This window comes from Agromyces chromiiresistens, assembly GCF_029167465.1.
Lineage (GTDB): Bacteria > Actinomycetota > Actinomycetes > Actinomycetales > Microbacteriaceae > Agromyces > Agromyces chromiiresistens.
Genome location: NZ_JARFNL010000007.1, coordinates 127,830 through 143,858 on the forward strand (window position 1 = coordinate 127,830; position 16,029 = coordinate 143,858).

A 16,029-nucleotide genomic window follows, 5' to 3' on the forward strand; every position below is an offset into this window, starting at 1 on the left:
CTTCGACATGAGCGCCACCCCGATCACGTTCGGCGACTTCGTCTGGACCGGTGACTTCACGACGATCGACCTGATCGCCGCGACGACGAACGCCCTCAACGGCGCGCTGCTCGCGCGCCGTCCCGATCACTACCGCAACTACACGATCGTCGGCATCCTCCTGATGGCGCTCGTCGGCGGCATCGGCGGCGGCGTCGCTCGCGACGTGCTGCTCGGCGACGTGCCGTCGGCGCTCACCAACCCGGCGTACATCCTGCTCTGCCTCGTCGCGGGACTCATCGGGTACGCGCTCGCCTTCAAGGGCGGGCAGCTGTTCCGCGAGGGACTGTTCCAGTTCATGACCTCGTTCTCGCTGCCCTGGTACGCGATCGTCGGGGCGCAGAAGGCGGTCGAGGCGGGGCTGCCCATCCTCGGCGCACTCGCGCTCGCCGTGGTCGGCCCGACCGCCGGGCGCTACTTCATCGACGTCACGAGCGGGGTGCCGCCGAAGCAGTTCATCCGCGGCGAGTGGTTCGTCGGCATCGCGGCGCTCACCGGGCTCGTGTGGATCGTCTGCGACGCGTTCGGCCTGAACACGTGGCTCGCGACCGGGATCGCCTTCATCATCGGATTCACCCTGCGCGTGCTCGCGCTCTACCTCGGCTGGGAGGAGCCGCTCGCGAGGGAGCCGAAGGGCGTCTACCAGCACAGCAACGGGCGACCGCTGCTCGGCCGCAAGCTCGCGGGCAAGTCGGTGCGCGAGATGCGCGACCTCGGCCTGGTCGTCGAGACGGCGGCGCCGGCCGGTGCCGACGGCGGTGCTCCGGGCGATGCGAAGTAGCCCGAGGATCGCCCCGGCGGGGCGGATGGGCCAAGATGAGGGCATGGCACGCGATGCGCCGTCACCGGATCGGCCGGCCCGCCCGACCCCGCAGGGCGATCGTCGCCTGCGCCGCGAGGCGTGGGGCTTCGCGCTCGGGTCGATCTGCTTCTTCGTCGGCCCGCTCCCGGCGTACGCCGCGTGGGCGGGCGACGTCGGCGTCGCGGTCACCTTCTTCATCGGGTCGCTGCTGTTCACGACCGCGGGATTCATCCAGCTGAGCCTGAGCGGGCGCCGCCCGCCTCGGAGGGGCATGAACGCCGCCGACCGGGCCGACTGGTTCGCCGCGGCGATCCAGTTCGTCGGCACGCTCTTCTTCAACGTGAGCACCGGGTCGGCGCTCGTCGCGGCGGTGCAGCATCCCGATGCGGTCGGCGTCGGTTGGCGGCCCGACGCACTCGGCTCGATCGCGTTCCTCGTCTCGAGCGGCCTCGCGGTCGTCGCGACGAGGGACCGCGGGCGGCTCTGGGACCGCGACGCGCGCACCTGGCACGGCACGGGCCTCAACCTGCTCGGCTCGATCGCCTTCGGCGTCTCGGCGGTCGCCGCCTACGTCGTCCCGACGACCGGCGATCTCGTGAGTCTGTTCTGGACGAACCTCGGCACGGTGATCGGCGCGCTCTGCTTCTTCATCGCGGCCGTGCTGTCGCGACGCACGGTGCTCCGCGAGGAGCACGAGGCGGCCGCCGCCTCCTGATCCGGCTCTGGATGCTTCGGCGCCGACGTGCGACGGGCGCCGGCGCCGAGGCATCCGCCGGCCGGATTTCGGTTGCGACCGGGGCGTCTGGTAAGCTGGCTCGTTGGCTGGGTACTTCCACTACCCAGACCGCGACAATCCCACGCAGATCACCGCGAGAAATCGCGCGATTCGGCGTGTGAGCGTCAGCAGACAAGAGACCTTGGGAGGGGCATCGCCCCTCGGTATTGGAGGAAACCAATGGCAGCAGTGTGCCAGGTGACCGGCGCCGTTCCCGGCTTCGGTCACAACATCTCGCACTCGCACCGCCGGACGAAGCGCCGCTTCGACCCGAACGTGCAGAAGAAGACGTACTACGTGCCGTCGCTTCGTCGGAACATCACGATCAACGTGTCCGCCAAGGGCATCAAGGTCATCGACGCCCGTGGCATCGAGGCCGTCGTTCGTGACATGCAGGCTCGTGGGGTGAAGATCTGATGGCGAAGCAGCAGGACATCCGTCCCATCATCAAGCTCCGTTCGACGGCCGGCACCGGGTACACCTACGTGACCCGCAAGAACCGTCGCAACAACCCCGACCGCCTCGTGCTCAAGAAGTACGACCCCGTGGTGCGCAAGCACGTCGACTTCCGAGAGGAGCGCTAAGACATGGCGAAGAAGAGCAAGATCGCGCGCAACGAGCAGCGCAAGGTGATCGTCGACCGTTACGCGGCGAAGCGCCTCGAGCTGAAGAAGGCGCTCGTCGACCCGAACGGCACCGACGAGAGCCGCGAGGCCGCCCGCGTCGGCCTGCAGAAGCTTCCCCGCAACGCCTCGCCGGTGCGCGTGCGTTCGCGTGACGCCATCGACGGTCGCCCCCGCGGCAACCTCTCGAAGTTCGGCATCTCGCGTGTCCGCTTCCGCGACATGGCGCACCGCGGCGAACTGCCCGGCATCACCAAGTCGAGCTGGTAAGCAGTAGCTTCACGCTTCACGAAGAGGGGCGCTCCGGATTCTCCGGGGCGCCCCTCTTCTGTCGTCTCCGCCGTCGCGGGGAGGGGTACACGAGTTGCCCGGCGACGGGGGACTCCCCGTGCGGGTGCCACCACCACGGGGGCCTGCCGGGGCGAGCCGACCGGCCCCTAGCGTTGACGGACCGCACGCATGCGTGCGCATGCGATCACCGACGAGAGAGGGCAGCCCGATGAAGCGATGGAGTGGATGGGGCGGATCGATCGCCGGGGCGGCCACGGCCGCCGTGCTCGTACTGGGCGGCGGTGCGATCGCGTACGCCGACGACATCGAGTCCATCGTCACCGTCGACGACCTGGTGGTGTCGACGCCGGTCGTGGACCTCGGCGTGCTCGGCTGCGGTGCGAGCAAGGACATCGTGGTGAAGCTCAACCTCGACCGGGGCGGGGCCGGCGCCGCGACGATCTTCGAGAACGGTGCCGACATCGCCTTCTCGCGCACCTCGCAGACGAACGTCGAAGCGTCGCAGCCGTCGCCGACGACCATCACGCTCCCCGACGACTGGGCGACCCTCGACCAGAACTCGACCGTCGACAGCGCGCAGACCAGTTCGACGATCACGGTGGCGGCCGGCGACACGAACGGCCCGGCCACCGGATCGGTCGGCTACCGGGCGACCGGGAAGGTGCTCAACGGGGACACGAAGCACCGGGACGCCACCGTGTCGGTGAGCTGGACGGTCGAGAACTGCGGCGGCGTCGACCCCGTCGACGTGACGGGCCCGGTCGTGGTGCTGACGTGCCCGACCGATCCGATCCCACGTGGTGCGGCCGCCGAGGCGACCTGGACGGCGACCGACGAGGCGGGCGGTTCGGGCGTGGCCGAGGGCTACGAGGGCGGGACGTTCGCGCTCGACACGGCGACGCTCGGCGAGCACACGTTCAACGCTCCAGCGGGCACCGCGGTCGACAATGCGGGCAACCCGTCCGCCGAGGCATCCTGCACGTACACCGTGGTCGACGTGACGCCGCCCGTCGTCCTGTTGGCCTGCCCGACCGGTCCGGTGCTGCTCGGCGCGGTCGCCGAGGCGACGTGGACGGCGACCGACGAGGCGGGCGGTTCGGGCGTGGCCGAGGGCTACGAGAGCGGTTCGATCGCGCTCGACACCTCGAGCGTCGGTACGAAGACGGCGACGGCGGCCGAGGGCGCGGCCCGCGACAACGCCGGCAACCCGTCGGCCGCGGTGTCGTGCGAGTACTCGGTGATCTACGACTTCGCGGGGTTCTTCCGCCCGGTCGACATGGGCGGCGTGGTCAACTCGGTCAAGGCGGGCAGCGCCGTGCCGATGAAGTTCAGCCTCGACGGCGACCAGGGCCTCGACATCATCGCGGCCGGCTACCCGAGGGCGACGTTCACGTCGTGCGACGCGAATGCACCGGTCGACGCGGTCGAGTCGACGGTCACCGCGGGCGGCAGCAGCCTGACCTACGACCCGGTCGCCGGGCAGTACGTCTATGTCTGGAAGACCGACAAGAGCTGGGCCGGCAGGTGCGGCACGTTCGAGCTGAAGCTCGACGACGGGGTGACCCGCACGGCGAAGTTCAAGTTCCTGAAGTAGACCGAACAGCCTCCAAGCTCCCGACACGCCGTGGGAATTCGTCCGAGAGGGCCGGAAATCCGCGGGATTCCGCGGATCTCTGTTACATTCGAGGCGGCCTGATCGGCCACGGGGGCATCAGAGGATCGTCTCCGAGTTCTTCAACTCAATGCTGTTGCATACAGCGAACGTCCGAGGAGGACATTCAATGGCTGACAAGTCGCTGAACAAGACCGAGCTCGTCGCGAAGATCGCTGCGTCGACCGGCCAGAGCCAGGCCACCGTCGACGCCGTGCTCGGCGGTCTGTTCGACGCGCTCGCCGACTCCGTGGGCTCGGGCACCAAGGTCTCCATCCCGGGCTGGCTCGCCGTCGAGCGCACGCACCGCGCTGCGCGCACCGGCCGCAACCCGCAGACGGGCGCGACCATCGAGATCCCGGCCGGCTACTCGGTCAAGGTCTCGGCCGGTTCGAAGCTCAAGGCTGCTGCCAAGTAACCAGAGCCTTCCCGGAGGGGCGCACGGCGAGAGCCGTGCGCCCCTCCGTCGTTCCGGGGGCACGTGGAGGCCTCGGACGGCGCATCCACGAGGCATCCAGTCACCGCCGTCTAGGCTGGTTCGGTGCCCCGCTCCGTCCGCGTGCTCGGCCCTGCCGTGCTCATCGCCGTCGCCCTCGCCGCGACGTTCCTCGCGCTCGCCTACGGCGGTGGCGCCGACGAGCAGCTGATCCAGGACCCCGGGCCGATCGCCCGCTACGGGGTGCCCGTCGCGAAGCTGTTCGTGAACCTCGGTGCCGCGGGCATGATCGGCGCGCTCGCGCTCGCCGTGTGGGCGCTGAGCCCGAAGCGCCGCGAGTTCGACCTCGCGCTCGACGTCGCCGCAGCGTCGGCCGCGGTCATGACGGTCGCGAGCGCGGCGACGGGTCTGTTCACGTTCGTGCTCGTCACGGCCGTGCCGTTCGACCTCAGCGACGCGTTCGGTCAGAAGCTCGGGCAGTTCGTAACGACCATCGGACTCGGCCAGGCGTGGCTCATCACGACCCTCGTCGCGGCGACCGTCACCGTGCTGTGCTTCGCCGTGCGCAACCACACCGCCCTCGTCTTCGTGACGGTGCTCGCGGTCGCGTCGCTCGTGCCGATGGCGCAGCAGGGCCACGCGGCGGGCGCGGCCGGCCATGCCGCGGCGGTCACGAGCCTCGGCCTGCACCTCGTGTTCGTCGCGGTGTGGCTCGGCGGGCTGCTCACGATCGTGCTGCTGAGGCGCGAGCTCGGTGCGAAGCGACTGCCCGTCGTGCTCGCCCGGTACTCGACCGTCGCGCTCATCTGCTTCATCGTCGTCGCGATCTCGGGCTACGCGAGCGCGGCGCTGCGCATCGGCACGTGGGACCAGCTCATGACGCAGTACGGCGTGCTCGTGCTCGTGAAGGTGGGGGTGCTCATCGCCCTCGGGTGCTTCGGCGCGATGTACCGCCGGTTCCTGATCGGGCGGATGTCGCGGGGCGATGCCGCTCGATCGACGGGGAACTTCTGGTGGCTCGTGGTGGCCGAGCTGGCGTTCATGGGCATCGCATCGGGCGTCGCGGCGGCGCTCGCGCGCACTGCGACCCCGGTTTCGGAGGAGGCGGGCGAGCTCGCCCGCACGCCTGCCGAGATCCTCACGGGCACGCCGTTGCCGCCGTGGCCCGAGACCTTCCGGTACTTCACCGAGTGGAACCCCGACCTCATCTGGCTCCTCGCCTGCGGGTTCGGCATCTTCTTCTATCTCGCGGGCGTCGTCCGGCTGCGAAAGCGGGGCGACAAGTGGCCCGTCTACCGCGCGGTGCTCTGGGTGTCGGGCCTGCTGCTGCTCGCCTACGTCACGAACGGCGGCGTCAACGTCTACGAGCAGTACCTGTTCTCGGCGCACATGCTCGGGCACATGGCCCTGACGATGGCGGTGCCCGTGCTGCTCGTGCCGGGCGCCCCGGTCACGCTCGCGGCCAGGGCGATCAAGCCCCGCAAGGACGGCTCGCGCGGCGGCCGCGAGTGGATCCTGCTCGCGGTGCACTCGAAGTTCGCCTCGATCATCGCGAACCCGATCGTCGCGGCCGTGCTCTTCGCCGGGTCGCTGTGGGTGTTCTACTACTCGCCGCTGTTCCGCTGGACGATGCTCGACCACATCGGGCACGAGTGGATGGTCGCGCACTTCCTGATCACCGGCTACCTGTTCGTGCAGTCGCTCATCGGCATCGACCCCGTGCCCTACCGCCTGCCGTACCCGTTCCGGCTGCTGCTGCTGCTCGGCACGATGGCCTTCCACGCGTTCTTCGGACTCGCGATCATGTCGGGCACCGGGCTCATGCTCGCCGACTGGTACGGCGCGATGGGCTGGGGCACCGACGCGCTCACCGATCAGCAGCTCGGCGGCGGCATCGCGTGGTCGATCGGCGAGATCCCGACCGTCGCGCTCGCGATCACGGTCGCGTTCCAGTGGTCGCGCAGCGACGAGAAGGAGTCGAAGCGCCGAGACCGCCACGCCGACCGCACGGGCGACGCCGAGCTCGAGGCCTACAACGCACGGCTCGCGGCCATCGCCGAGCACGACAAGAGCTCCGCAGGTTGAGGCCGGCGGTCGGGGCGGTGCCTACTTGAGCTGGATCGCGATCGACCCGTCGGGACGGATCGTCGCCGCGAGCGCGAGGTTGAACGAACGGTCCTCCTCGAGCGTGTAGTAGTGCCCGTCGAAGAGGTCCTGCACCTCGACGGAGATGTGCGCGACGCCCTCGGTCGGAGGCATGTCGAACGAGGTCTCGCCGGCGGTGAGCGTGACCTGCGGCGTCGTCACGATGCTCCACTGCGGCTCGCTCGTGACCCGGTCGTCGACCTCGATGCCGAACGGGCAGTCGGCCGGCTGCAGCACGGGCTGCTCGGCGCACGCGGCGAGGTACTCGTCGACCTTCGTCTGCACCCGCTCGACGAACGCGGCCGTCGGCTGGGCGTCGACCGTCACGGCGACCTGCTCGCCCGCGTCGACCGGCACGAGCACGGGAGCGGCCGCGAGCAGCGTCGACTCGTAGTGGAACTGGTACACCGCCGGTGCGATCGCGAGGTAGGGCGTGACCTGCGTGAAGCTCGCGAGCTCCTCGGGCGGCTTCGTCGCCCGGGCGTCGAGCGTGAGCGTTCCCACCGTGAACAGCGGGTTGTGCGCCGCGGTCACCTCGACGACGGCGAGGGGGCTGTCGGCGAACTCCCACCGGTTGAGCAGCCCGTACAGCGGGTCGATGGGGCGCACCTCGAACGTCGACTCGGCGATCTCGGTGTCGAGCCGGTAGCTCGCCGTCACCGAATGGCTGCCGTCGGCGTTGGCCACGTCGCTCACGATCGAGACGTCTTCGGGGCCCGATTCGACGACCCCCGAGCGCAGCATCGCCGTCGAGATGTCGGCCGGAAGGCCGAGGGCCTCGAGCTCCTCGGCATCGAGGGCGACGCCGGGCGTCGCGGCCGCCGTGCCGATGTCGTCGTCGGCGATCGCCTCGAGATACCGTTCGACGAAGCTCGACGCGCCGTACAGCGACTGGTTCAGGCCGCCGAGTGCGGCGAGGAACGCGCCGATGAGCACGACGGTGAGCCCGCCCCATGCGATCAGCGCGCGCGCGGGGATGCGCCGCCGCTCACCGCCCGCATTCCCCACGCGCCCAAGTCTAAGGTCGCGCGTCGCGCCAACCTGAGGATCTCCACAGGCCGCGCGGGGATGCCGGGGCGCGGGGTCTCGAGACGGTCGCTCCGCCCCCTCCTCGACCCTCGGATGCGACGGTGGCCGCACTGCCTCGTCAACCCCTGGGTGTGGTTACAGTGGGAGCGCCGGGCGATGCGCCCGTGCGGCGCCCGCCCCGAGCCGTCCGCCCCGCCCATCGAAAGACCTGCCGTGCAGAACGTGACCCTCTCCCGTGAGCAGTCCGCGGTGTTCCAGGCGATCGAGGACACGCGCGAGCACGTGTTCGTGACGGGTCGCGCGGGCACCGGCAAGTCGACCCTGCTGAACCACCTGAACTGGCACACGAAGAAGCAGATCGTGATCTGCGCGCCGACCGGCGTCGCGGCGCTCAACGTCGGCGGTCAGACGATCCACTCACTGTTCCGGTTGCCGATCGGGGTCATCGCCGACCATGACATCGACCAGAACGACACCGTGCGCAAGATCCTCAACGCGATGGACACGCTCGTGATCGACGAGGTGTCGATGGTCAACGCCGACCTGATGGATGCGATGGACCGGTCGCTGCGGCAGGCCAGGCAGCGGCCGCTCGAACCCTTCGGCGGTGCCCAGGTCGTGCTGTTCGGCGACCCCTACCAGCTCGCCCCCGTCCCTGGCGACGGCGACGAGCGGGCGTACTTCGCCGACACCTACGACTCGATGTGGTTCTTCGACGCGAGGGTGTGGCGCGAGGCCGACCTGAAGATCTTCGAGCTCGGCGAGATCCACCGTCAGCACGACGACGAGTTCAAGCAGCTGCTCAACGCCGTACGGCACGGACGGGTGACCGCCGAGATGGCCGGCGTGCTCAACGGCGTCGGTGCCCGTCGCCCCGTGCCGGAGCAGGGTGCGATCACGCTCGCGACGACCAACAGCACCGTGAACCGCATCAACGCCACGGCGCTGCACCGGCTGCCCGGCACGTCGAAGGCCAACGAGGCCGAGGTGAACGGCGACTTCGGCGGCCGCGCGTTCCCCGCCGACGAACGGCTCGAGCTCAAGGTCGGCGCACAGGTGATGTTCCTGCGCAACGACACGGCCGTCGGGCCCGACGGGCAGCGCTGGGTGAACGGCACGATCGGCACCATCACCTCGCTGAAGCGCGAGGTGCACGTCGAGATCGGCGGCGAGATCCACGAGGTCGAACCGGTCACCTGGGAGAAGTACCGCTACAGCTGGGACCCGGTGCGCAAGAAGCTCGAGAAGGAGATCGTCGCCGAGTTCACGCAGTTCCCCCTGCGCCTCGCGTGGGCCGTCACGATCCACAAGTCGCAGGGGGCGAGCTACGACGCCGCGATCGTCGACCTCGGCCCCCGCGCGTTCAGCCCCGGCCAGACGTATGTCGCGCTCAGTCGCCTGACCGCGCTCGACGGGCTCTACCTGCAGCGGCCGCTGCGGCCGAGCGACATCATCGTCGATCGCAACGTCGAGCGGTTCATGGCGGGCGCGGCTCGCGAGATCGGTGCCGTCTCGCGCTGAATCGCGACCGATCCGGAACCTTTCGGCCCCCTCCGGACATATCAGTAGCACAGGGGTGCGCTCATCATCACCCCGACGGGGCCCGTCGACCCGGGCGCCGCCGCCTACGCAGGTTACAATTTCTGCGGACACACGGCTTGAGGGGGCACGGTGGCTGACGGTACCGGGGGCAGGCGGCGAATGGCGAGAGCCGTCGCGGCATCGATCGTCGCGCTCGCCGCGGCGCTCGCGCTTTCGGCCTGCACCGGGGGCAGTGTCGACCCATCGAGCCAGTTCGAGCCGGTCGAGGGTTCGTACGACGAGGCGCTCGTCGAGAAGCTGCAGTCGACCCTCGACCAGGCGGTCGCGCTGAGCGGGTCGAGCGGCGGGGTCGCGGGTGTCTGGGCGCCGTGGGCGGGGTCGTGGAGCGGCGCCTCCGGCACCGTCGACTTCGCGGAGAAGTCCCGCCCGGTGACCGTCGACACCGGTTTCCACCTGGCGACCGTGACGAGCGAGATCACGTGCACGATGCTGCTGCGGCTCGCGGAGGCCGGAACCGTCTCGCTCGACGACCAGGTCTCCGAGTACGTCGACCGCGTGCCCGGGCTCGAGGGGATCACCCTCGAACAGCTCTGCCGTCACACGTCGGGCCTCGGCGACTACTACCCCGACCTCGAGCACCAGTTCGTCCAGAACCCCGAGCGCATCTGGTCGCCGAACGAACTGCTGGCGGGCGGGCTCGCCACGAAGCGCTCCGGCACCCCCGGCGACGACTGGTCGTACTCGCGCACCGGCGTGCTGCTGCTGTCGCGCGCGCTCGAGGAGGCGACGGGGCGCACGTGGAGCGAGCTCGCCGAGCAGTACGTGTTCGCGCCGCTCGGCCTCGACGACACGGAGCTGCCCGCTCCCGACGACACCACCCACGCAGGGCTGCTCGGGGCGTACGCGTCGGAATGGGCGGGTGACGAGCCGGTGTGCGACTCGCTCCACGACGACTCGGCGCAGTCGAGTTCGATGGGCGCCGGCGCTGCCGGTGCCGTGTCGACGCTCGCCGACGCGCGCCGACTCAGCGAGGCGTTCGCCACCGGCGCGCTGCTCGACGAGCGCGAGGCCCGCGAGCAGTGGACGACGCAGCCCATCGGCGGCGACGCCCCCGTCTGGTACTCGTACGGGTTCGGCGGCGCCCAGTACGGCCCGCTCCGCGGCACGGCAGGCGAGTCGGCCGGTGCGCTGACCGCCGCGTTCACCGACCCCGAGACGGGGCTCACGGTCGTGATCGCCCTCAACAACTCGACCTCGGGCGCCGACTTCGTGCGCGAGGCGGCGTTCGCGCTCGCGTCCGCAGGCTCGAAGGCGAAGGCCACCGCCGATCACGACCAGCCCCTCGTCGAGCTGCCCTGGTCGTACGATCAGGCGACCGAGAAGATGACCTCGCTCGCGGCATGCCCGCGTGGGCAGCAGGGCGACGACACGACGGAGAAGACGGCGGAGGGCTGATCGCCATGGCCAAGCTCATCACGGGAGCGCTCGCCTCCCTCGACGGCTACATCGTCGACGCGGACGGCGCATTCGACTGGGCCATGCCGAGTGCCGAGGTGCACGCGTTCGTGAACGACCTCGAGCGCCCGATCGGCACCTATCTCTACGGTCGCCGCATGTACGAGGTCATGTCCGCGTGGGAGCGACTCGCCGACGACCCGCGGATCTCCGACGTCGAACGCGACTACGCCTCGATCTGGGGCGACACCGACAAGATCGTCTACTCGTCGAAGCTCGAGCAGGTGACGACCGCGCGCACCCGGCTCGAGCGACGATTCGATGCCGACGAGGTCGCGAGGCTCAAGGCGGCCGCGGAGCGCGACCTGTCGATCTCGGGCCCCCACCTCGCCGCCGAGGCCGTCCGCGCGGGGCTCGTCGACGAGCTCTTCGTCTTCGTGTTCCCCGTCGTCGTCGGCGGGGGCACGCGGCTGCTGCCCGACGGGGTGCGCCTCGACCTCCAGCTCCTCGAGGAGCGCCGATTCGACGAGGTCGTCTACCTGCGGTATCGGCTCCTGGCCTGAGCCGGGCCCCGGCCCACGGGTCGATCGGGGCCGATCCGGTCGCGACGTGCTCTGTCGCGGCGACGCGAAGCGGCGTATCGTCAGCCCCGAGGCATCCGTAACCCTCAGGGGAGGTGTGGGACATGTGCCGTTGGCTGGCCTACTCCGGTGAGCCGATCCAGCCCGCAAGGCTGATCCTCGACACCGAGAACTCGCTCGTCGCCCAGTCGCTGAACTCGCCGCTCGGCGCCGAGACGGTCAACGGCGATGGATTCGGCGTCGGCTGGTACCCCGCCGGGGCGACCGTCGGCACCGAGCCGTGGCTGTTCCACAGCATCGAGCCCGCGTGGCACGACGAGAACCTGCGCGAGCTGACCCGGGCGATCGAGAGCCCGCTGTTCTTCGCGCACGTGCGCGCCGCGGCCGGTCCGCCCATCCAGCAGACGAACTGCCACCCGTTCCGGCACGAGAACTGGCTCTTCATGCACAACGGCGGGCTCGCGGGGTTCGCGAGCGTACGGCGCGACCTCATGCTCGCGATCGACGAGTCGTTCTTCCCGCTCATCCGCGGCACGACCGACAGCGAGGTGCTGTTCTACCTCGCGCTCACGCTGGGCCTTCGCGACGACCCGATCGCGGGCATGACGAAGGCGATCCGCAAGGTCGAGGAGGTCGGCCACGCGCACGGCATCGAGTTCCCGATGCAGGGCACCGTCGCGGTCGCCGACGGGGCGACCGTGTGGGCCTTCCGGTACTCGAGCGCCGGACGCACCCGCACGCTGTTCCACTCGGTCGACATGGCGACGCTGCAGCAGATGTACCCCGACTCCGAGCGGCTGCAGGGCTTCGGACGTGCGGCGAGAGTCATCGTGTCGGAGCCGCTCACCGACATGCCCGGCGTGTTCGTCGAGGTACCCGAGGCGACGGTCGCGATCCTCGACGCGGGGCACTACCGGCACGAGACGTTCTTCGCGGAGCCCGAATAGGCCCGAATAGGGCGGATGCCTCTGGCGGCACGCCGCCCGTCGTCGCCGTCGTCGATCCGCCCGGACAGGGATGAGCCGGTCGGCTGGCCCGCTCGTGGCGGGTGCCGACCGGCTCATCCCTGTCGGAAAGCGACCGGTGTCGCGACGGCACGCGAGCCGCCGCGCGGGTCGTCAGACGCTGCTGTTGCGGCCGGCGATCGCCCGGATCAGCCATGCGATCACCGCGATCGCGAGCAGTACGAGTCCGACCCAGAGCAGGAAGTTCAGCGACTGCACGAGCCCGCCGGTGATGGCGAGAATGATGGCGATGACGACGATGACGATCAAGAGGATGTTCATCTGAGAGTCCCTCCTTCGGGGAACGCCGGGGCCTCTCGGTCGGGCCCCGTACGGTCGAGCCGCGACCCGTCGGGCCGCGACGCTTCCAAACTAGGGACACGAGCGGACGAGCGGCAGGGGGTTGACTTCGCGCGACAGCCGCGGAACCCTTCACGTGATCCGCAGGCCGAGCCATCGCCCGCGCCGGGTGTCAAGCCCTCGCCCCCGTCGCGGGTCGTCGCGACGATGTGGGTATGGGATCGCTCTGGCGCGACGGACTCGACGCGCACGCCGTCGACGAGCTGCCCGAGGACGCCTCGCACGAGGTCCTCGTGGTCGGCGCCGGGCTCGTCGGCCTCACCGTCGCGGTGCGGCTCGCCCAGGCGGGCCGGCGCGCGGTGGTGCTCGATGCCGCGGCGCCCGGCGCCCTCACGACGGGGGGCTCGACCGGCAAGGTGACCCTGCTGCAGGGCACGCGGCTCTCGGCCGTGCGCGACCGCAGCTCGCTCGACGTCGCCGCCGCCTACCTGGAGGCGTGCCGCAGCGGCGCCGCGTGGCTGCGGGCCCAGCTCTCCGAGCACGACGAGGGCTGCGAGCAGGCGACCGCCTACAGCTTCGCGACGACCTCGGCCGGTGCCGAGCGCCTCGAGGCGGAGCACGCCGTGGCCCGCGAACTCGGCCTCGACGTGCGATGGGCCGCTCCGCGCGAGTCGCCGGTCGCCGCCCGCGCGGCGGTCGCGCTCGACGGGCAGTTCATGCTCGACCCGATGGTGCTGGTACGCCGCCTCGTCGCCACCGCCCGCGCGGCGGGCGTGCCCGTCGTCGCGGGATGCCGCGTGGTCGACGTGCGATCGTCGGATTCGGGCCACGAGGTCGAGACCGAGCTGGGCGAGCTCCACGCGGACGTGCTCGTGCTCGCGACGGGCACGCCGGTCGTCGACCGCGGGCTGACGTTCGCCCGCACGTCGCCGTCGCGATCGCACGTCGCCGCGTTCCGCACGGGGCGTCGACTGGTCGAGGGCATGCACCTCTCGGTCGACGGCGAGACGCGTTCGCTGCGGCCCGCTCGCCGGGGCGGGCAGGAGTACCTCGTCGTCGCCGGCAACGACGATGCGGTCGGGCACGCGAGATCGACGGCCGAGCGCGCACGCGAGCTGCACCGCTGGGTCGCCGATCGCTCTCCGAGCGCGGTGCTCGCGCACCAGTGGGCGGCGCAGGACTACGACTCGCTCGACGGTGCGCCGTACGCCGGTCGCCTCGGTCGCGACGGCCCGTGGTTCGCGACCGGTTTCGGCAAGTGGGGGCTCGCCGCCGGTGCCGCCTCGGGCATCGCCCTCGCGCAGGAGATCGCGAGCGGCCGTCGCCCCGACTGGGCCGCGCGGCTCTACGACCGGCCCGGCACGGCATCGGACGTCGCGGCCGCGGTCGCACGGAACGCCGATGCCGTGGGGCACCTGCTCGGCGGCATGGCTCGCGCGATCGGCGGCTCACAGGACGAGCCGCCCGCGGAGGGCGAGGGCCGGGTCGGCCGGGGCGTGCCGCCGGTCGCGATCAGCACCGTCGACGGCGTCACGCGCCGGGTGTCGGCGGTCTGCACGCACCTCGGCGGCATCCTCGCGTGGAACGACGAGGAGTGCACGTGGGACTGCCCCCTGCACGGCAGCCGGTTCGCCGCCGACGGTCGTCGGCTCGAGGGTCCGGCACGCGACGACCTGACGCCGGAGCCCTGAGTCCGCGACCGCGTGCGCGCACGCGTCGGCACATCGTTCCCAGGCTGTCAATCCCTTGAGGGGTCAGCGGGCCGGTGCGAGCGTGGAACACAGGTGCCGCGCCCGGCACCGGTGCCGACCCGACACCGCGTGGTGCCGGGCACGGCATCCAAGACTCGAACACGGAGGATGAGGACGATGGGTATCGGAGACAAGGCGAAGCACCAGGCCGAAGAAGCGGGCGCGAAGATCAAGCAGGGCGTCGGCAAGGTGACCGGCAACGAGGAGATGGAGGCCGAAGGCCACGTCGACGAGGCCAAGGCCGACATGAAGCAGGCCGGCGACGAGGTGAAGGACGCCGGCGAACGCGCCAAGGACGTCTTCACGGATCGCGACTGAGGAGCGACCGGTGGTGAGGCAGCGCCTCGAGAGCCCGGGCGACCTGCTGCACTTCCAGCTGCGCACCGCGCTGACGATGGAGAACGACTCGCTGGCGGCGCTCGGCGACCTCGCCTCGGCGGCGAAGAGCGCCGAGATCAAGAAGCTGTTCCGCCATCACGCGGACGAGACGCGCGAGCAGATCGCCAACCTGCAGCAGGTCTTCCGCCTGCTCGAGCTGCGCGAGTCGACCGCGCCGTCGCCCAGCACGAAGGGCATCAGCCGACAGGCCGCCTCCTTGCTGGAGCGGAGCGCGCCGAAGCTGCGCGACCGGGCGGCGCTCGCGAGCGCGCTCGGCAACGAGCACTACGAGATCTCGGCGTACGAGGCGCTGCTCGTGCCCGTCACCGCGATGGGCGCCTCCGACGCGGCGGCCCTCCTGCAGTCGAACCTCGACCAGGAGACGCACACGAGCGAGGAGATCCGCACGAAACTGCAGTCGATCGCGGGCTGAGGCGCGAGATCGGGCGTCTCGACGAAACTCGAGGCGACACGACGGAGGGGCCGCACCGGGTGGTGCGGCCCCTCCGTGGTCGTCGTCACTCGCCGGCCGAGCCGGCCTTCTCGATGAGCGACGCCTGGTAGCGGTCGGCGTAGGTGGGCGTGTCCTTCACGAGGTCGTCGGCGAAGGCTGCGACGTCGTCGCCGATGAGCTCGATCGCGCCCTTGCCCTGCGTCGCGCCCTCTTCGAAGAAGTCGACGATGCCCGAGAGGAGCGTGCCGTCCTCGAGGCCGACCGGTCCGATCTTGAAGTAGTACTTCTGGATCTCGCCGTAGACGACCTGGTAGTCCTTCGGCAGCGCCCGGACGCGTGCCAGGTGGGCTCGCCACTCGCGCTTGCCCTCGATGATGTCGTGGATTCCCATGTCAGCCTCCCAGCCTTGCGAGCTTCTTCGCGACGTTCCGATTGAGCTGTTCGCGCCACTTGTCGCGGAAGCCCTTTGCGCCCTCGCCGCCGGCGAGCGCCTGGCAGAACCCGGGGATGTCGTCGCCGAGCACCTCGTCGATGCCCTGTCCTTCGGCCGCCGTCTCCTCCAGCAGCCCGAGGGCCCCGTCGAGGATCGGCATCAGGTTGCGGCCCGTGAAGTCGGCGTAGCCCCACAGCTGGAGCTTGATCTCCTCGAAGGCCGCACGGTAGTCGGCCGGCAGCGCCTCGGCCCGGGCGTCGAACGCCTTCAGCTCCCTGCGGAGGTCGTTGCCGGTGATGGTGTCCCAGAAGTTCATCTCAGTCCTCCTCGATCATGTTCG

At 70.5% G+C, this 16,029-nt stretch carries 19 protein-coding genes; 15 read left to right on the plus strand and 4 right to left on the minus strand.

Annotated features, from left to right (window positions below; all coding sequences use genetic code 11):
- The first annotated feature begins 7 nt into the window (after window positions 1-7).
- From PX701_RS17605 to PX701_RS17640, 8 genes are all read left to right on the plus strand, one after another.
- Window positions 8-820: a trimeric intracellular cation channel family protein gene (locus PX701_RS17605; protein WP_231429326.1), complete on the plus strand. Its 813-nt coding sequence runs from the start codon at window positions 8-10 to the stop codon at window positions 818-820.
- A gap of 43 nt (window positions 821-863) precedes the next feature.
- Window positions 864-1,556 carry a hypothetical protein gene (locus PX701_RS17610; RefSeq protein ID WP_231429327.1) on the plus strand — a complete coding sequence of 231 codons (693 nt, stop codon included), beginning with the start codon at window positions 864-866 and terminating at the stop codon, window positions 1,554-1,556.
- 240 nt (window positions 1,557-1,796) lie between these two features.
- On the plus strand, window positions 1,797-2,033 hold the full coding sequence (gene rpmB, locus PX701_RS17615) for a 50S ribosomal protein L28 (protein ID WP_231429328.1): 237 nt from the start codon (window positions 1,797-1,799) through the stop codon (window positions 2,031-2,033).
- Window positions 2,033-2,200, plus strand: a complete 168-nt coding sequence (gene rpmG, locus PX701_RS17620) for a 50S ribosomal protein L33 (RefSeq protein WP_021760158.1) — start codon at window positions 2,033-2,035, stop codon at window positions 2,198-2,200. The genes rpmB and rpmG overlap by 1 nt, the downstream gene beginning before the upstream one ends.
- A 3-nt stretch (window positions 2,201-2,203) precedes the next feature.
- Window positions 2,204-2,509: a 30S ribosomal protein S14 gene (rpsN, locus tag PX701_RS17625; protein ID WP_231045429.1), complete on the plus strand. Its 306-nt coding sequence runs from the start codon at window positions 2,204-2,206 to the stop codon at window positions 2,507-2,509.
- 229 nt (window positions 2,510-2,738) lie between these two features.
- Window positions 2,739-4,124, plus strand: a complete 1,386-nt coding sequence (locus tag PX701_RS17630) for a PxKF domain-containing protein (protein ID WP_275507026.1) — start codon at window positions 2,739-2,741, stop codon at window positions 4,122-4,124.
- 187 nt (window positions 4,125-4,311) lie between these two features.
- Entirely contained in the window at window positions 4,312-4,599 is a 288-nt protein-coding gene (locus PX701_RS17635) for an HU family DNA-binding protein (protein WP_231429330.1), read from the plus strand.
- Between the two features lie 123 nt (window positions 4,600-4,722).
- On the plus strand, window positions 4,723-6,702 hold the full coding sequence (locus PX701_RS17640; protein WP_231429331.1) for a bifunctional copper resistance protein CopD/cytochrome c oxidase assembly protein: 1,980 nt from the start codon (window positions 4,723-4,725) through the stop codon (window positions 6,700-6,702).
- 21 nt (window positions 6,703-6,723) lie between these two features.
- Here PX701_RS17640 and PX701_RS17645 read toward each other — a convergent pair whose 3' ends face one another.
- A complete protein-coding gene (locus tag PX701_RS17645) occupies window positions 6,724-7,770 on the minus strand; it encodes a hypothetical protein (RefSeq protein ID WP_231429332.1) in 1,047 nt (348 codons plus the stop codon).
- A 234-nt stretch (window positions 7,771-8,004) separates the two neighbouring features.
- Here PX701_RS17645 and PX701_RS17650 point away from each other — a divergent pair, with 234 nt between their 5' ends.
- The 4 genes from PX701_RS17650 (at window position 8,005) to PX701_RS17665 (ending at window position 12,316) form a co-directional block, all read left to right on the plus strand.
- Window positions 8,005-9,312 carry an ATP-dependent DNA helicase gene (locus PX701_RS17650; RefSeq protein ID WP_275507027.1) on the plus strand — a complete coding sequence of 436 codons (1,308 nt, stop codon included), beginning with the start codon at window positions 8,005-8,007 and terminating at the stop codon, window positions 9,310-9,312.
- A 180-nt stretch (window positions 9,313-9,492) separates the two neighbouring features.
- The gene (locus tag PX701_RS17655) at window positions 9,493-10,788 is read left to right on the plus strand and encodes a serine hydrolase domain-containing protein (RefSeq protein ID WP_275507028.1); all 1,296 of its coding nucleotides are present in this window, start codon (window positions 9,493-9,495) and stop codon (window positions 10,786-10,788) included.
- A gap of 5 nt (window positions 10,789-10,793) precedes the next feature.
- A complete protein-coding gene (locus PX701_RS17660; RefSeq protein ID WP_231429335.1) occupies window positions 10,794-11,351 on the plus strand; it encodes a dihydrofolate reductase family protein in 558 nt (185 codons plus the stop codon).
- Between the two features lie 122 nt (window positions 11,352-11,473).
- Window positions 11,474-12,316 (plus strand): class II glutamine amidotransferase, encoded by an 843-nt coding sequence (locus PX701_RS17665; RefSeq protein WP_231429336.1) that lies wholly within the window; start codon window positions 11,474-11,476, stop codon window positions 12,314-12,316.
- A gap of 171 nt (window positions 12,317-12,487) precedes the next feature.
- Here PX701_RS17665 and PX701_RS17670 read toward each other — a convergent pair whose 3' ends face one another.
- On the minus strand, window positions 12,488-12,655 hold the full coding sequence (locus PX701_RS17670) for a hypothetical protein (RefSeq protein WP_231429337.1): 168 nt from the start codon (window positions 12,653-12,655) through the stop codon (window positions 12,488-12,490).
- A gap of 233 nt (window positions 12,656-12,888) precedes the next feature.
- Here PX701_RS17670 and PX701_RS17675 point away from each other — a divergent pair, with 233 nt between their 5' ends.
- The 3 genes from PX701_RS17675 (at window position 12,889) to PX701_RS17685 (ending at window position 15,235) form a co-directional block, all read left to right on the plus strand.
- The gene (locus tag PX701_RS17675) at window positions 12,889-14,364 is read left to right on the plus strand and encodes an FAD-dependent oxidoreductase (protein ID WP_275507029.1); all 1,476 of its coding nucleotides are present in this window, start codon (window positions 12,889-12,891) and stop codon (window positions 14,362-14,364) included.
- A 177-nt stretch (window positions 14,365-14,541) separates the two neighbouring features.
- On the plus strand, window positions 14,542-14,742 hold the full coding sequence (locus tag PX701_RS17680; RefSeq protein WP_231429339.1) for a CsbD family protein: 201 nt from the start codon (window positions 14,542-14,544) through the stop codon (window positions 14,740-14,742).
- 10 nt (window positions 14,743-14,752) lie between these two features.
- On the plus strand, window positions 14,753-15,235 hold the full coding sequence (locus PX701_RS17685; protein ID WP_275507030.1) for a YciE/YciF ferroxidase family protein: 483 nt from the start codon (window positions 14,753-14,755) through the stop codon (window positions 15,233-15,235).
- Between the two features lie 85 nt (window positions 15,236-15,320).
- On the opposite strand, the gene PX701_RS17690 is transcribed toward PX701_RS17685, so the two are convergent.
- Window positions 15,321-15,647 (minus strand): DUF1048 domain-containing protein, encoded by a 327-nt coding sequence (locus PX701_RS17690; protein ID WP_231429341.1) that lies wholly within the window; start codon window positions 15,645-15,647, stop codon window positions 15,321-15,323.
- 1 nt (window position 15,648) lies between these two features.
- Window positions 15,649-16,005, minus strand: coding sequence for a DUF1048 domain-containing protein (locus tag PX701_RS17695; protein ID WP_231429342.1), 357 nt, complete (start codon window positions 16,003-16,005; stop codon window positions 15,649-15,651).
- Window positions 16,006-16,029: the final 24 nt, after the last annotated feature.

What these genes read in the sequence shown, in the direction of transcription:
- PX701_RS17605 (WP_231429326.1), top strand. Translation starts at nt 8, where the DNA reads ATGAGCGCCACCCCGATCACGTTCGGCGACTTCGTCTGGACCGGTGAC.
- PX701_RS17610 (WP_231429327.1), top strand. Translation starts at nt 864, where the DNA reads ATGGCACGCGATGCGCCGTCACCGGATCGGCCGGCCCGCCCGACCCCG.
- rpmB (WP_231429328.1), top strand. Translation starts at nt 1,797, where the DNA reads ATGGCAGCAGTGTGCCAGGTGACCGGCGCCGTTCCCGGCTTCGGTCAC.
- rpmG (WP_021760158.1), top strand. Translation starts at nt 2,033, where the DNA reads ATGGCGAAGCAGCAGGACATCCGTCCCATCATCAAGCTCCGTTCGACG.
- rpsN (WP_231045429.1), top strand. Translation starts at nt 2,204, where the DNA reads ATGGCGAAGAAGAGCAAGATCGCGCGCAACGAGCAGCGCAAGGTGATC.
- PX701_RS17630 (WP_275507026.1), top strand. Translation starts at nt 2,739, where the DNA reads ATGAAGCGATGGAGTGGATGGGGCGGATCGATCGCCGGGGCGGCCACG.
- PX701_RS17635 (WP_231429330.1), top strand. Translation starts at nt 4,312, where the DNA reads ATGGCTGACAAGTCGCTGAACAAGACCGAGCTCGTCGCGAAGATCGCT.
- PX701_RS17655 (WP_275507028.1), top strand. Translation starts at nt 9,493, where the DNA reads ATGGCGAGAGCCGTCGCGGCATCGATCGTCGCGCTCGCCGCGGCGCTC.
- PX701_RS17660 (WP_231429335.1), top strand. Translation starts at nt 10,794, where the DNA reads ATGGCCAAGCTCATCACGGGAGCGCTCGCCTCCCTCGACGGCTACATC.
- PX701_RS17665 (WP_231429336.1), top strand. Translation starts at nt 11,474, where the DNA reads ATGTGCCGTTGGCTGGCCTACTCCGGTGAGCCGATCCAGCCCGCAAGG.
- PX701_RS17670 (WP_231429337.1), bottom strand. Translation starts at nt 12,655, where the DNA reads ATGAACATCCTCTTGATCGTCATCGTCGTCATCGCCATCATTCTCGCC.
- PX701_RS17675 (WP_275507029.1), top strand. Translation starts at nt 12,889, where the DNA reads ATGGGATCGCTCTGGCGCGACGGACTCGACGCGCACGCCGTCGACGAG.
- PX701_RS17680 (WP_231429339.1), top strand. Translation starts at nt 14,542, where the DNA reads ATGGGTATCGGAGACAAGGCGAAGCACCAGGCCGAAGAAGCGGGCGCG.
- PX701_RS17690 (WP_231429341.1), bottom strand. Translation starts at nt 15,647, where the DNA reads ATGGGAATCCACGACATCATCGAGGGCAAGCGCGAGTGGCGAGCCCAC.
- PX701_RS17695 (WP_231429342.1), bottom strand. Translation starts at nt 16,005, where the DNA reads ATGAACTTCTGGGACACCATCACCGGCAACGACCTCCGCAGGGAGCTG.